Genomic DNA, 13,817 nt, shown 5'->3' with positions numbered 1-13,817 from the left:
GTTCGCTAAATCTGCTCATCTTCATCGAATTCTCCTCGATCATATTGCCGAGAAAATTCTACTTTTGAAGCCAGTTAATATGCGGGGGGATTACCCTAGGAGTTGAGATCTCGCCGTAGAGAACAACCATCAGTATTCAAACGACGACAAACAAATTAGACAATATCTGTCTTCTGAACAGGCCTTGATGCAATCAGGTGCCTCTCGCATTCGGACCGGACTGCTTCTATCAACAGATCGCCTCGCTCAATCAACCACCGCAGCGCTTCCTCGGTAATCTCGAAGTGCGGCGAGTAGCGTGCTTTAACATAGGCTGCATTGAGAATATTGAACCAGGATAAGTAGCGCTGCTCGTTCTCCGGCCAAACATCCCTCAAATCAGCGGCCTGCCCCTCGGCAAGCGCTCGCAGAAATTTCACATTGTGAGACGCGGGGCTGTAATTAGTTTTTACTAAGAGTATCAGTGAATAAGCCTGCTCGACTGACTGATGCAGCTCAAAGGAAGCATGCCTAAGCTGTCGCTTTTGAGCTAGATATTTTGCCGTATCAAGAAATGAAAGTACTCCCGGCAACCTGTCGACATAATATTCTGACGCCAACCTCCAGGCTTCCTCCGGGCTGACATTGCCGGGCTCGGCCAACGGCTCGTCATCCAGTTCATAGAGCACAATGCCGTCGCGGCGAATGTCGACAAAGAAGTAGCGCCCGCGGCGTAGCTCCGTGTTCACCTCGCGGAGTGAGTGGGCAATGATGCTGACAGGCGTGCTGATCTGCGGGTCGCGCATAACCCGCTCGGTGGCCTTGCTCCAATAGGCGCTGAAATCCGTGAACTGCCTGTTATTGACCACCACCAGGATATCAAAGTCCGAACGATATCCCTTTCCAGTATTGGGCTCATCAACGAAAGTGCCCCGGGCATAGGAGCCAAACAGGATGATCTTGAGGATCCGTCCGCGCTTCTTGACGCTGGAGGTCGCACCTTTGACCGCATCCTCGAATTCTTCCAGGATGATCTGCACCACCCGTCCAAGCTGATGCTGCTTGACGGGCGGCAGATGATTGATGCTCGTCTTCATCAGCGGTCGTAATCCATCTGTAGCATGATCTGGGGCATCCTCGCCTTGGACCTTGTCGACCTTGGCCGAAGGTGCACCCGATTTCAACGAAGGGTTTGCAAAGTTCTGTTGAAACGGACACTTTCGGGCACCAGGAGTGGGCACTGTCCGGCTTCCGCGAGGATGGCGGAGCTGAAATGATCTCGCCGGCACGATAAGGCCACGAGCCAAACAAAGATGAGCATATCGGAGAACCGAGCATAGCGGTGCCGCAGGCACGGTTCGGGAATTCGCGCATGCGACTTCGGTACCCGGGGCAGCCGCAGGAGGTTTGGGCAGACGCGGCCAACGGCCCGCGCCCAAACCGGGACCGACTGCCCCCGAAGTCGCATTCCCTATGCTGAAACCGCGCTCAGCCGCCCATCCAGCATCGCCAGTTTTCCTTGCGGGGCTGCCCGTGATCCTTTAGCATTGCAACTGTGACACAACATCGCCAGGGACGGCACGAGCAAGGCCTTGAGGCGCTCGCAAGCACCAACGTCCGGCGCCATGCCTTTCCTCTTCCTGCGCGCCGGACGCAGGGAGCCTACTGTGTCACGAATTCACAATCCTCCAGATCGGACATGCCACGCTGAAACAGATGGCCTTCATGCGGATGACATGACTGACATCGTTGAGCATGCCTTGGCACTCTACGGCGGTGACGCATCGACCGCGGTCGCCTATTGCGGCGTGGACGCGTGGTTCGAGGGATGCGATGACGAATTGCGTCGATGGGCCGACGTCTACAAGCGACTCGGCAATTAGCGGGATGCCGGCCCTGCTGCAGGGTGTGGTAGCTGCAGCGCATAGCCGCAGCCGCGAACCGTGCGGATCATATCCGTTCCATCGGTACGCAGTGCTCGTCTGATATGGGCAATATGGATATCGACAGTGCGCGGCTCCACTTCGACATCTTCAGGCCAGCAAGAGGCAATCAGGTCTTCCCGATCGACGACAGTCGTCGGCTTCTGCATCAAGCGGCGCAACAGTCGGAACTGCAGCGCTGTCAGGTGGACCTCGCGGCCTGCCTTGCGGACCGTCAAGGCCGCGAGATCCAGTGCGAGATCGCCGAATTGCAGAACCGCTGGCGCCATCTCGGCCTGACTATCGACCGGATTCTTTTTCCGCAGACCACGCAGGAACTGCAACAGACAAGCGGGGTCAAACGGACGCTGCAGGAGCAGGTCGCTTGGCGGAATATGCGTCTCATCTGCAATGGCCGTCCTGCAAAGCAGGATGACGGCGGCATCCGGCATCTCGGCCTTGGCGACATCCAGGAAGTCGTATTTCTCGAAAGCCCGCAGGGACCAATCCAAAACGATCGCGATCACCTCAGTGGCGCGCACCAGCGACATCTCATCGGGGTCGGCAATCTGGACCGCCTCGAAACCCTCGCCGGCCGCGATATGACGCAGCATCAAAAACAATTGGACGTCGGACACACAGACGAGGATCTTGTTCATCAGAGGGGTTCGTCCTTCCTAAAGGGGCGCGAATTCTCCGCCATTGACATCAATGATCGCGCCGTTGACGAAGCCCGCGTCGCGCGACACCAGGAAGGCGACGGCACGTGCGACATCGTCAGGCTGGCCAAGTCGCCCCACGGGGATACGCTCCAAAGCCGCGCTGTTGACAGCAGGATCGGCAGATGCGGTCATCGGCGTGATGATCCGTCCAGGCGCAACGACATTCACCGTCACACCAGAGCCTGCCGCCGCGCTGACGATGGATCGCGACAGCCCGGCGAGCGCTGCCTTCGACGTGGCATAGGCCGGCCCGGCAACCCTTGGCACCGTGCGCCCGGCGATCGACCCGACCAGCACGATCCGACCGAACAAATGGGTCATCATCGACGGCAGAACGGCCTGGCAGCACAGCATCGCGCCCGTCAGATTGATCGACAGCACCTGGTTCCATTCGGCAGGGGAAACCAGCGAGAAGGGCGTTGCTCCATCCTTGCCTTTCGGCGAGATGCCGGCATTGCAGACCAGGGTATCGGGCTCACCCCATGCCCGAGCCACCTCACCGAAAAAGCGGGTTATCTGCGCCGGAAACGCCAGATCGACGCAGCGGGCGAGGATGTGGCTGGTTTCGTGACGCGCGGACAATATTGTCGTGGCCTTCTCGACATGGTCCTGGCTTTGCCCGAAGAAACCCACCTTGAAGCCGGCGTCGAGCAGCACGGCGACGGTGGCAAGCCCGATGCCTGAGCTGCCTCCCGTCACCACCGCCACTCGCCGCTGGATGTTACTCATTCACGCGGCCTGATCCATCGCTGCAAACAAAGACAAGGGGGGATGGGCTTCTGGATCGGTCATCACCTCGATCAGCAGGGGACCACTGGCGGTGATGCCGCCGGCAATCGCATCCGAAAGATCTGCGGGATCCTCGATGCGCAGAGCCCTGCAGCCGCAAGCCTCGGCGATGCGCGTGTGATCGACCGGTGCAAAGTGGCACGCCGACGTGTAGCGGCCGAATTTCACGGTCTCAGCATCGCGCTGGAAACCAAGAATGCCGTTGTTCAAGACGATCACGGTGACGGCAATGTTATGCCGCACCATGGTTTCGAGTTCAGCCCAGCTATGGGCAAAACCGCCATCACCGACAATCGCAACGACGGGGGCCTGCGGACGCGCAAGCTTGGCCCCGATGGCCAATGGCACGCCCCAGCCAAGCCCCGCCAACCCGCGTGGCGTGATGAAGCGCGTTCCCGCATGCACGGCGCGCAGCTGGCCGACCGCCCACATGGAGGAATAGCTGGCGTCGGCGACTACGGTCAGCGCGCGCTGAAGCCAGGGCTGCAACTCGCCCATGACCCGCTCAGGCCGAATGGGGCCCTCGCTCGAGGTCACGACCGAAGCGCGCGCCTCGTCGAATGATTTCCAGCACGCGGCGACGGCTTGGGCTACTCGCTCGCGATCCGCATTTCGACGTGCGAGATCGCAGCGTTCGAGCGCATCGCACAGCGCCTGAAGCGTCTCCCTGGCATCGCCGGCAAGACGCATTGCCTCGAAGTTTCGCCCGATCTCCACCGGATCGACATCCAGGTGAATCACTTTAGCGCCGCTGGGTATCTGTCTCCAACTGTCGGTGCCGTTCTGGTTGGTGCGCGTGCCGACCAGGATGATGAGATCGGCCTGTTCTAAGAAGCGCTGCGTATGCAGCCCAAGCGAGCGCGGACCGGTCAGGGATCCAAGCACACCGAGTGACAGCGGATGATGTTCATCGACGGCGCCCTTGCCCATATTGGTGGTGCAGACCGGGAGGCTTGCCAGATCCTGCAGACGTCCGAGTTGGACCGCTGCCCCTGACCCATGGACACCTCCGCCGGCCAGGACGACCGGCGCCCGGGCGCTGGCGATCAGCTCAGCTGCCTGCTGGATCAGGCGATCGGATGCGCGCACCCGATCGAGAGGCCATGAGCCGAGATTGGCAAAACGCTCAGGCCCCACTGGAATATACGGTTCACGCAGGAGGTCGGCCGGCAAAAGCAGCGCGGCAGGCCCCGGTCGACCTGATGTCGCTGCTGTGAAGGCGGCGTCCACATAGTGCTCGATCTGCTCGGCCACCTGCACACGGCGCACCCATTTGGTGCAGGACTGAAACAGGGCGATGTGATCGAGTTCCTGGAAGGCGTTGCGGTCGGTCTGGTTGCGCTCAACCTCTTGGACCAGAGCGACGACCGGGATGCTGGCCTTCAGCGCTTCTGCCAGGGGCGCCACCAGCAATGCCGCAGCCGGACCGTTCTGTGCTGCCACGACACCGACCTTGCCTGACAGACGCGCATAGCCGTCCGCCATGGCTCCGCCCATGTTTTCCTGACGATAGGAAATCTGGCGGATGCCTTGCGCTTCCGCTGCGAGAACCACTGCAGACGGCAGACTTTGTGCGAACAGGAAACGCACCTCGTGACGCAGGAGTGATTGAGCGACGCGCTCGGCGACGGTCTGCGTGGTGGTGATTGCATTCATGATTTTGTGGCCTCGTAACGGTGCAATTCGGTGGTAATGAAGTGTTCAAAGACGGCGGCGATGAGATCAGTGTCTGCCTGCGTCATCGGGGTCGAAAGGCAGGCTGCGGCGCCGAAGGGAAGCATGACCCCTTGTGCCTGGAAGAACCGCCCGAGCCCCTTCATCAGCACCACCTGGTCCGCCGTCATCAGCGCCTCGCGATAGGTGGCGGGAGAACGCGGTTTGGGATGAATACGAAATAGCGACGCCGCGCCGTTGATGCTGAACGCAGCGCTATGCTTGTCCGCTATGGCCGTCAGCCGGCCGCGCAGGTCGTCGCCCAGCCGCTCCAGCCGATCGAATTCAGCCTTAGTCATCGCTTGCATCGCGACGAGACCGGCGACCATGGCAACAGGATTGGCGGAAAACGTCCCTCCCTGGGGCACAAGGGGCGCACTGTCGCCTCCGCCAAAGACCGACATGACATCGACCCGCCCGCCAATGGCACCGATCGGGAACCCACCACCGATGATCTTCCCCGCGGTGATGAGATCGGGGACAAGACCATAGCGCGCCGAAGCGCCCTTGAAGGACTGTCGAAGATTGAGAACCTCGTCTGCGATGATCAGGATGGCGTTGGCACGGGCAAACGCGGTCAGTCGTTCGATGAACTGCGGATCTGGCGCCAACAATCCGGCGCGGCTTGGAACCGGGTCGATCAGGATTGCAGCCAGGCGATCGACATGGGGCAATAGCTGCTGTTCGAGCCCGTCGGCATCGTTGAAATCCAGCAGCACAACATCAGTGCTCGTGGATCTGGGAGCACCCTCGTAGGCTATTCCTGGCATCGCATGGGTCTGGTCTTCCTGGAAGACTGCGCTCTGGCCGATCTCGGCCCAGTCATAGGCGCCATGATAGGCGCCGGCGAAGCGCGCAATGGCTGGCTTGCCGGTGAAGGCGCGCGCCGCCTTGATCGCGAACATCACCGCTTCGGTACCGGTGTTGACGAAGCGCACCTGCTCTATCGCCGGGATGCGCGAAATCAGCAGTTCGGCCAGCGCGATCTCGTGCCGGGTCGGATTGGAAAAGCAGGTCCCGGTGCGCAACAGGCCAGCGACGGCCTCAGCGACCGGCGCATAGCCATGACCGTGCACCAGCGTGGTGAAGTTGTTGTTGAGGTCGAGGTATCGATTGCCGTCGACATCGGTGACATAGGCTCCCTCCCCCGCTGCGAGATAAAGGGGATAGGGATCGCATTCGACGGTCGAGCGGGTGATCCCGGCTGGAAACACGCCGCGTCCCCGGCGATGAAGATGGGCCGAGACCTCCGTTGATCGAACGGCGCCCTCCGCATGAAGGTGTTTGAGCATCTGCCTGCCTCTTGTTGCAGAAAATCGGAAGCTTCACGTGAGCTTCACATTTTTGTTGCAACAAAATATCATCGAGTCAAGGGCAGCGTCAAGTTTTTCCATTGAGGCCGCCGCGCACATCCAGGGCGCGGCGCAGCCTCCGGTAGCCCTCACGGATGTCGTTTTCGAAGGCAGCCTTCAGCCCGCCGACATCTCGCTCGGCAAGCGCCTCCATTGCCATTTCATGATTGCGGACGCCACGCCGTTCTTCGGCAAACTCAGGATAAAGATCGTAGAAGGAGGGGCCCACACGCAGCCACTGGTTTTCGATAAGAGCAACCAGATGCGGCAGGCCACTGAGCCGATAGACCAGAAAATGGAACTCCTTGTTGTGCCACAGAGCCTCGCCATAGTCCTTCCGATCAAGCGCCGAATTGATTTTATCTTGAATTTTCCTGAGCTTCTCAAGGTCCTCGTCACGACAATTCGACACCGCAAGCTCCGCGGCCAGCCCCTCTATCGCGATACGTATCAGCGTGATCTCTCGCAGATCAGACGGAGACAGGATCGGAAGGATCACCGTCTTGGGCCCGGCGTAAACCAGCGCACCCTCCGCGACCAGCCGGTTGATGGCATCGCGGGCCGGCGTTGAACTGACGCGCAATGCATCGGCGACAGATCGCACCGTCAACTTGTCGCCGGGGCGATAGGCTCCTCGGGTCAATCGGTCCTTTAGCGAGACATAAGCGGCATCCCCCAGGCTCGGCGCCTGCATGCCGCGCCCGGATGTCGCGAAGCCGTCGGTCATTTTTTCACCTATACGTGTTGACACTTGAATTTTTTGATGCAACAAAAATGCAAGTGTGAAGCTTCTGCAAAGTTTTGGCGCATCAAACCTTAACGCCCGGCGTCGAGCAAGTCATCGGGTCAGACCTGCAGGACAGCGATCGGGCTGCACAGGTCACCGGGGCTTCAACCACAATGCTTTCAACAACAACAGGGGTGCGATTTGATCGGACAGACTTTGAAACTGCGGGGGATCGAGAAGCGGTACGGCAATGTCCGCGCCGTCGAACCGATTGACCTGGATATCGAGGCAGGGGAATTCGTGTCGATTGTAGGCCCGTCGGGCTCCGGCAAGACGACACTGCTGACGATGATCGCGGGGTTTGAGGCGCCGACGGCGGGAACGATCCTGGTCGGAGAGCGAGACCTCACCATGGTCGCTCCCAACCATCGCGATATCGGCATGGTGTTCCAGAAATACGCGCTGTTTCCCCATATGACCGTTCACAAGAATGTCGGCTTTCCGCTGAAGATGCGTGGGCGGTCCAGGGGGTGTGCGCCGGGACCGCGCGTCGATGCGGCATTGCAACTGGTGCAGCTATCCGGTTTTGAACACCGATACCCCCATCAGCTTTCCGGTGGCCAGCAGCAGCGTGTCGCCGTCGCGCGGGCACTCGTCTTTGATCCCCCTGTCCTGCTAATGGACGAGCCCCTTGGTGCGCTCGATAAAAAACTGCGCGAAGCCATGCAGTTCGAGATCAAGAGCATTCAGGAGCGCCTGGGCGTCACCGTTGTCTACGTGACCCACGACCAGGAAGAGGCGCTGACGATGTCGGACCGGGTTGCCGTGATGAACAAGGGGCGCCTTGAGCAGATCGGTCGGCCAGATGAGCTTTACGCCAATCCCTGCAGCCCATTCGTGGCCGATTTCGTCGGTACGATCAATTTCCTTCAGGGCCGGATAGCTGCATGGAATGGGGCGATCTTGGCAATCAGGATTGCCGATCGCCTGACGCTGGAAGTTCCCTTCGAGCATCATCATGGCGCCTCGTTCGCCTGCGGCGACACGGTCACGGTCGCAATCAGGCCCGAGCATATTGCGATCGGACCCGAGGATCCCACCGACAATCAATCGCTTGGAGGCGTGCTCACCAATCTGGTTTTTGCCGGTGCCTCGACCATGGCCCGTATCGCCCTGGACGGGTTGGCCGGTCCGGAGCTGCGCGTCGTTGCACCCTCGGGTCCTACTTTACCATTGGAGCGAGGAAACCGGGTGCGACTGACGATATCGCCAGACAAGGTCAAGATCTTCAACAACCCGGAGGCGCCGAAGTCATGAGCCTATCGACCTCTAGCGCGCCGCATCGATCCAGTGCAAGCCTTGGCGCCAGCCAGTTCAATCCCTTCATCTCCTGGCTGCTGATCCTTCCGCTGCTTGTCACCTTTACGCTCGGCTTCATCTATCCGGTGGCAAAGCTGATGGCTCTCAGTTTCTCGACCGGCGGAGAAACCTATCTGCGCCTGGTTGAAGACAGCCTGTATTTCAGCGTCCTTCTGTCGACGGTTGGCACCGCCGCCGCGGTCACTTTTCTGTGCCTCGCGCTTGGTTATCCCGTCGCCTATGCCATGGCGCGCCTCAAGGGGCTCGGCGCACTCGTCACTGCTGCTTGCGTCTTCGTGCCGCTATGGACGTCGGTCCTGATCCGCTCCTATGCCTGGATCGTGCTTCTCCAGCGCAACGGGATCCTCAACGACATTATGTTGGAGACAGGTTTTGCCGAGCGTCCGCTGAAGCTTCTTTATACCCACGGGTCGGTCATTCTCGGCATGACCCATATCCTTCTGCCATTTGCCATCCTACCCATCTACGGCAACCTGAAGACCCTTCCAGCGGACCTCGCGCGTGCAGCGGCGAACCTTGGCGCCGGACGTCTCGACACCTTCCTGCGTGTCACGTTACCCCTTAGCATGCCCGGCATTTATGCAGGCGCAATCCTGTGCTTCGTGCTCGCACTCGGGTTCTATATCACGCCCGCCCTTCTGGGCGGCCCCGGTTCCCTGCTGATGGCGACGCTGATTGGCCAACAGACAACCGTCGTGCTCGACTGGCCATTTGCCGCCGCACTCTCGACCACGCTCCTTTGCGTCACACTCCTGGTCGTATTGATCTGCCGCCGTGCCTTCAGCCTCACAAAGGGGTCGACTTATGTACACTGAACCCAGCGATATCCTCGCGACGTCGGCGCGGACGATGGTCACCCGACGGCACTCCTTGTCGCCGGCCATGGCGCGCACATTGGCGCCGCTTCTGTCTGGTGCGGGCCTCGGCGCACTTCTGTTCTTCCTGATCCTGCCGACACTCATCATCATCCCGATGTCACTGAGCACCACGGCCCATCTCAGATTTCCGCCAAGCGGCGTGACCTGGGGTTGGTACGCCGCGTTCTTCAACGATCCGGATTGGATGGCGGCAATCTGGTTCAGCCTGCGGATAGCCATGGCGACGAGCCTGACCGCGACAGTGGTCGGCACCATGGCAGCTCTTGCACTGATCCGCGGGACCATGCCGTTCAAGGCCGCCTTTCACGCCTTGTCCATTGGCCCCATGATCGTGCCGCATATCGTGCTTGGCGTGGCGCTTTATCTGGTGTTTTCGCCCTTGAGGCTGACCGGAACCCTGGCTGGCTTCCTGATCGGCCACACCGTTCTTGCCGTGCCCTTCGTCGTGATAACGGTGACAGCTGCATTGCAGCGCCTGGATCCGTCTCTGGAGCTGGCCGCGCTCAATTGCGGCGCCAATCGCTTCCAGGTCTTTTTTCATGTGACCTTGCCCAACATTGTTCCAGGTGTCGCCACCGGCGCCGTCTTCGCCTTCCTGTCATCGTTTGACGAGGCCACGGTTGCGTTCTTCATTTCAGACGTTGGCGGCAAGTCGATCGGCCGGAAAATGTTCGAAGACATCGACTTCAACCTGACACCCGTGATTGCGGCTGCCTCAACGGTGACCGTGTGTGCCTCCCTGATCCTGATCGGTCTCGTGCATCTCATTGCACGCGCCGGACAATCCCAACCGCAACAGGAGTAAACGCCAGTGACCATGCAGACCAGGAAATATGTCTATGCCGTATTCGGCTTCGCCATCACAGCCCTTGCCGTGCTGCGTCAGGAGCCGCTTCAGGCGCAGGAGCGGGTGATCATAGCCTCGACCGGAGGCGCCTATGACCGGGCGCTCAAGGAGGCGTGGTTCGATCCATTCACCGAGGCCACGGGAATATCGGTGGTCATCGTGTCGGCGACGAATGCAGAAATGCGTGCCAAGGCAGCCGCGATGGTACAGGCGGGCAATGTGTCCTGGGATCTATACCTTGAAGGGGAAATTCAGGCTGCCTCTGACGCACACAAGCAGGTGACCGAGGATATGTCGTCGTTTTGCACGCGCTTCGCCAACAATACCGATCTTGCCGCAAATGCATGCCAGGCGGGCGGGGCGCTCCTCCAGTCCACGGCAACGCTTCTGGTCTATCGTCCCGACCAGGTCGGCACCAACCCGCCAAAGACCTGGGCTGATATGTGGGATACCGCAAAGTATCCAGGAGGACGCGCCTTCCCGAACTTCGACGATCCGTGGAGGGTGCTGGCTGCGGCGCTTATGGCCGACGGGGTCAAGAAGGAGGAGCTCTTCCCACTGGATGTCGATCGTGCCTTCCGCAAGCTCGACGAGATCCGCGACGAAGTGAGCTTATGGTGGAAAACTGGTGACCAGAGCGTCCAGGGCTTCCGCAACAAGGAGTATGATCTGGGACAGATTTGGCTTACAAGGGCCAAGGCCCTCAAGAATGAAGGTCTTCCTATCGCGTGGTCCTATCAGGCGTCGTTCCTGGTGGGTGACAGGATCGCCTTGATCAAGGGCGCGCCCAACAGGGAAAATGCACTGAAACTCGTTGAATTCTGGCTTGCCAATCCGCAGGTTCAGGCAAGGGCTTGCGACGTTCTTTCTTGTACACCGCCCAGCGTCGAGGCCCTTTCGATGTTGTCGCAGGAGAGCCGCGCTTCAATGCCGACCAGCGCGGAGTTGTCGGACAGTGTCGTCATTCCGGATGCGGAATGGATCAATACCAATGCTGCCACTCTGTTACAACGTTGGAATTCCTGGGTTCGCTAGAAACCGCGGGAACCTCATGACTTGCGGCCGACTGTCCCATTTGCGGTCGGTCGGCCGTATCCGCAAAAGCAGGCGCGAGCTCAGGATTTCCGGGTACAGCTCAAACAGCCGACGATACTGGATGTGCTATGACGGTCGAAGTTGCTCTGTGTCGCACCATCGTGTAACGCTTGCTCCGAGCTTTGGCACCGCTTTTCGCAGACGAATGCCGGCGGATCTAATCGCGCAAACCGGATTGCACCCATCCGTTGACCAAGTGCACTTTCAGCGGCAGCTGAGCTGGTTTGGCATCCTCCCATCACAACCTGTTGGACCCGGCATCGATCGGCAAGGCGCAATAACCTGCATGGCGCGGCCCGCGCCATGCCCACTTTCTGCGCTGCCGCCTCAGACACACCGGGGGAGTTTCCGCCACCATGGGGAAATAGGAGGTCACGATCGGGAACCGCCAAACCCATTGAATTTCTCTCCGGATCGCAAGCCAGATCAGCGAGCCCGAACGTTCTCCAAAATTTAACAAGACCTTAACGGTACCTTCGTTGTCACCTCGGACCTAAAATGCGCAAAATCTCGCATAAGTAGAGCGAGGTTATAGACATGTCCGGGATTGACCAAAACCGCAAGACGAGCGGCGCGCATCAAATTCGTCGCAATACCACCGCCATGATCGACGCGGCTGAGGAGAGCTTCGATGCAGCACACTATCAGGGCATCATGGCGCTTTATGCCGAGCCAGGAGAGGGACGCACGGTCCAACTAGCCGGGCGAGAAGGCTCAGTCGTCGATTTTGTTCGATGCTCCTACCTTGGTCTCGACAATCATCCTGATATCGTTGCGGGAGCCTTGGACTCACTGCGGCGGGCGGGCACGCTGCACTGGTCATGCGCGCGCACGCGTCTGAATTTCGACATTCTTGGGGAGCTTGAGGAAGACTTATCTGACCTCTTCTGCGCCCGCGTCCTGACCTTCACCACCGTTCTCGCGGCCAATATGAGCGCGATGTCGCTGCTTGCTTCCGGGCATCTGACCGCCGGCCGCAAACCACTTGTGGTCTTCGATCGTCTCGCCCACGCAACCCTGGCCTATCACAAGGCGACCGTGGCCGCAGAAACCGAAGTCGTCACCATCCCTCACAACGATATTGAAGCGTTGGAAGCGCTCTGCCGAAGCCATGAGTCAGTGGTCTATATCTGTGATGGGGTCTACTCCATGGGAGGCCACACTCCACTGGAAGAGCTGCAGCGTCTTCAAGAACGCTATGGGTTGTTTCTCTACATCGATGATGCCCATGGCATCTCCATCATTGGCGATCGCGGTGCCGGCTATGCGCGTAACTTGTTCTCCGATCTTGGCGACAGAACGATCGTTGCCGCCTCACTGGGAAAGGGTTTTGGTGCATCAGGCGGCATCCTGATGCTTGGCACCGCCCGCCAGGAACTCTTGTTTCGTCGTTTCGCTATCGCCCATGCCTTCTCGGCTTCAATCAACACCGCAGCCATCGGGGCTGCACGAGCATCTGCCCGGCTTCATCGAACGGGTGAACTACCAGCAAGACAAGCCGCTTTGCGGAGCAATCTTGCACTGCTCGACAACCTCCTTCCGACCAAAGACATTGATTCTCAGCTCCCGATCCGGACGCTCCGCCTGGGCGACGAGCTTCATTCTGTCGCTGCGGCAAGGCACCTCCTCGAGCTTGGCTTCTACGCCTCGGCGATTTTCTTCCCGACAGTGGCACGGGGCGAAGCCGGAATCAGGCTTTGCCTGACAGCTTCCCACACGACGGATCAGATCATTGCATTCTGCCAGGCACTTCATCAGATCAGGCACGAAATCGAAACGGTGAAGAACTCGAGAGGTAAATAGAAGATCCTGTTGGCGACAGTGCTCAGCGCATCACTGACCGGCGCCTTCATCAAGAAGTTCTCAACCTCGCACACTCTTTCAGGGGGAATATTCCCATACGCCGGAAGAAACCACGCAGCGCATTCGCTTCTTCTGCAGGCCGAGCGTGCTGATCGTCGATGAGATCAGCTTGCTGCCAGTCGTCTAAGGCAGCGACAATATCTTCTTTCAGCTCGTCAATTCCCGATATGAACGTGACGCTATGATCCTGACTTCAAACCGCGGATTCGCAGAATGGGGCGATGTTTTCGGAGACCCCGTCGTCGCCAACGCGCTGCTCAACAGATTGCTTCACCATGTCGTCGTCGTCCACATCGAAGGATCCAGCTACCGACTGCGGCAGCACGCCGAGCTGCTGCCGGAGCATGTCCGGTCCAAAGCCTTATTCGCGCCCCCGGCGCTCCCGCCACCGCAAAAGCCACGCGGTCGGCAGCCGAAAAATGCCCAAATCTCCTTGGCGTCCACCTTAGCATAATTGACCTGCCACTGAACTTTCATCCGGCAGCGATTAGAGCCTCGGCGGTTTTTGATACGCCAAGTGGCGCGGTGGGAGCAACCGGTGGAAACGGGA

General features: G+C 59.5%; 12 protein-coding genes and 1 pseudogene. 7 read left to right on the top strand and 6 right to left on the bottom strand.

Features of this window, described 5'->3' with window-relative positions:
• Positions 1-155: 155 nt before the first annotated feature.
• On the bottom strand, positions 156-1,076 hold the full coding sequence (locus tag B9A97_RS28635) for a nucleotidyltransferase and HEPN domain-containing protein (RefSeq protein ID WP_084369242.1): 921 nt from the start codon (positions 1,074-1,076) through the stop codon (positions 156-158).
• 639 nt (positions 1,077-1,715) lie between these two features.
• On the opposite strand from B9A97_RS28635, the gene B9A97_RS29990 reads away from it, so the two are divergent.
• Positions 1,716-1,862 (top strand): hypothetical protein, encoded by a 147-nt coding sequence (locus tag B9A97_RS29990; protein ID WP_179145431.1) that lies wholly within the window; start codon positions 1,716-1,718, stop codon positions 1,860-1,862.
• Here B9A97_RS29990 and B9A97_RS28625 read toward each other — a convergent pair.
• The 5 genes from B9A97_RS28625 to B9A97_RS28605 form a co-directional block, all read right to left on the bottom strand.
• On the bottom strand, positions 1,859-2,560 hold the full coding sequence (locus tag B9A97_RS28625; RefSeq protein WP_084369241.1) for a winged helix-turn-helix transcriptional regulator: 702 nt from the start codon (positions 2,558-2,560) through the stop codon (positions 1,859-1,861). The genes B9A97_RS29990 and B9A97_RS28625 overlap by 4 nt on opposite strands.
• An 18-nt stretch (positions 2,561-2,578) precedes the next feature.
• Complete coding sequence (fabG, locus tag B9A97_RS28620) at positions 2,579-3,352, bottom strand: 3-oxoacyl-ACP reductase FabG (protein ID WP_084369240.1); 774 nt, start codon at positions 3,350-3,352, stop codon at positions 2,579-2,581.
• Complete coding sequence (locus B9A97_RS28615) at positions 3,353-5,068, bottom strand: acetolactate synthase catalytic subunit (protein ID WP_084369239.1); 1,716 nt, start codon at positions 5,066-5,068, stop codon at positions 3,353-3,355.
• Positions 5,065-6,417 (bottom strand): aspartate aminotransferase family protein, encoded by a 1,353-nt coding sequence (locus B9A97_RS28610; protein ID WP_084369238.1) that lies wholly within the window; start codon positions 6,415-6,417, stop codon positions 5,065-5,067. The genes B9A97_RS28615 and B9A97_RS28610 overlap by 4 nt, the downstream gene beginning before the upstream one ends.
• An 88-nt stretch (positions 6,418-6,505) precedes the next feature.
• Positions 6,506-7,204, bottom strand: coding sequence for a GntR family transcriptional regulator (locus tag B9A97_RS28605; RefSeq protein ID WP_084369237.1), 699 nt, complete (start codon positions 7,202-7,204; stop codon positions 6,506-6,508).
• A 201-nt stretch (positions 7,205-7,405) separates the two neighbouring features.
• Between B9A97_RS28605 and B9A97_RS28600 the strand changes: the two genes are divergently transcribed.
• The 6 genes and pseudogenes from B9A97_RS28600 to B9A97_RS28575 form a co-directional block, all read left to right on the top strand.
• Positions 7,406-8,521 (top strand): ABC transporter ATP-binding protein, encoded by a 1,116-nt coding sequence (locus B9A97_RS28600; RefSeq protein ID WP_084369236.1) that lies wholly within the window; start codon positions 7,406-7,408, stop codon positions 8,519-8,521.
• Entirely contained in the window at positions 8,518-9,399 is an 882-nt protein-coding gene (locus B9A97_RS28595) for an ABC transporter permease (protein WP_084369235.1), read from the top strand. Before B9A97_RS28600 ends, B9A97_RS28595 begins: the two co-directional genes overlap by 4 nt.
• A gap of 67 nt (positions 9,400-9,466) precedes the next feature.
• Entirely contained in the window at positions 9,467-10,267 is an 801-nt protein-coding gene (locus B9A97_RS28590; protein ID WP_244564402.1) for an ABC transporter permease, read from the top strand.
• Between the two features lie 12 nt (positions 10,268-10,279).
• Positions 10,280-11,344 carry an ABC transporter substrate-binding protein gene (locus tag B9A97_RS28585; protein ID WP_084369233.1) on the top strand — a complete coding sequence of 355 codons (1,065 nt, stop codon included), beginning with the start codon at positions 10,280-10,282 and terminating at the stop codon, positions 11,342-11,344.
• Between the two features lie 597 nt (positions 11,345-11,941).
• Positions 11,942-13,207 (top strand): aminotransferase class I/II-fold pyridoxal phosphate-dependent enzyme, encoded by a 1,266-nt coding sequence (locus B9A97_RS28580; RefSeq protein ID WP_084369232.1) that lies wholly within the window; start codon positions 11,942-11,944, stop codon positions 13,205-13,207.
• 115 nt (positions 13,208-13,322) lie between these two features.
• A pseudogene (locus B9A97_RS28575) lies at positions 13,323-13,721 on the top strand (ATP-binding protein); the annotation flags it as partial.
• Positions 13,722-13,817: the final 96 nt, after the last annotated feature.

Source organism: Rhizobium sp. RU36D (assembly GCF_900176345.1).
Classification (GTDB): domain Bacteria; phylum Pseudomonadota; class Alphaproteobacteria; order Rhizobiales; family Rhizobiaceae; genus Allorhizobium.
This window is presented reverse-complemented; position numbering and strand designations above follow the sequence as displayed.

What these genes read in the sequence shown, in the direction of transcription:
- B9A97_RS28635 (WP_084369242.1), bottom strand. Translation starts at nt 1,076, where the DNA reads ATGAAGACGAGCATCAATCATCTGCCGCCCGTCAAGCAGCATCAGCTT.
- B9A97_RS29990 (WP_179145431.1), top strand. Translation starts at nt 1,716, where the DNA reads ATGACTGACATCGTTGAGCATGCCTTGGCACTCTACGGCGGTGACGCA.
- B9A97_RS28625 (WP_084369241.1), bottom strand. Translation starts at nt 2,560, where the DNA reads ATGAACAAGATCCTCGTCTGTGTGTCCGACGTCCAATTGTTTTTGATG.
- fabG (WP_084369240.1), bottom strand. Translation starts at nt 3,352, where the DNA reads ATGAGTAACATCCAGCGGCGAGTGGCGGTGGTGACGGGAGGCAGCTCA.
- B9A97_RS28615 (WP_084369239.1), bottom strand. Translation starts at nt 5,068, where the DNA reads ATGAATGCAATCACCACCACGCAGACCGTCGCCGAGCGCGTCGCTCAA.
- B9A97_RS28610 (WP_084369238.1), bottom strand. Translation starts at nt 6,417, where the DNA reads ATGCTCAAACACCTTCATGCGGAGGGCGCCGTTCGATCAACGGAGGTC.
- B9A97_RS28605 (WP_084369237.1), bottom strand. Translation starts at nt 7,204, where the DNA reads ATGACCGACGGCTTCGCGACATCCGGGCGCGGCATGCAGGCGCCGAGC.
- B9A97_RS28595 (WP_084369235.1), top strand. Translation starts at nt 8,518, where the DNA reads ATGAGCCTATCGACCTCTAGCGCGCCGCATCGATCCAGTGCAAGCCTT.
- B9A97_RS28590 (WP_244564402.1), top strand. Translation starts at nt 9,467, where the DNA reads ATGGCGCGCACATTGGCGCCGCTTCTGTCTGGTGCGGGCCTCGGCGCA.
- B9A97_RS28585 (WP_084369233.1), top strand. Translation starts at nt 10,280, where the DNA reads ATGCAGACCAGGAAATATGTCTATGCCGTATTCGGCTTCGCCATCACA.
- B9A97_RS28580 (WP_084369232.1), top strand. Translation starts at nt 11,942, where the DNA reads ATGTCCGGGATTGACCAAAACCGCAAGACGAGCGGCGCGCATCAAATT.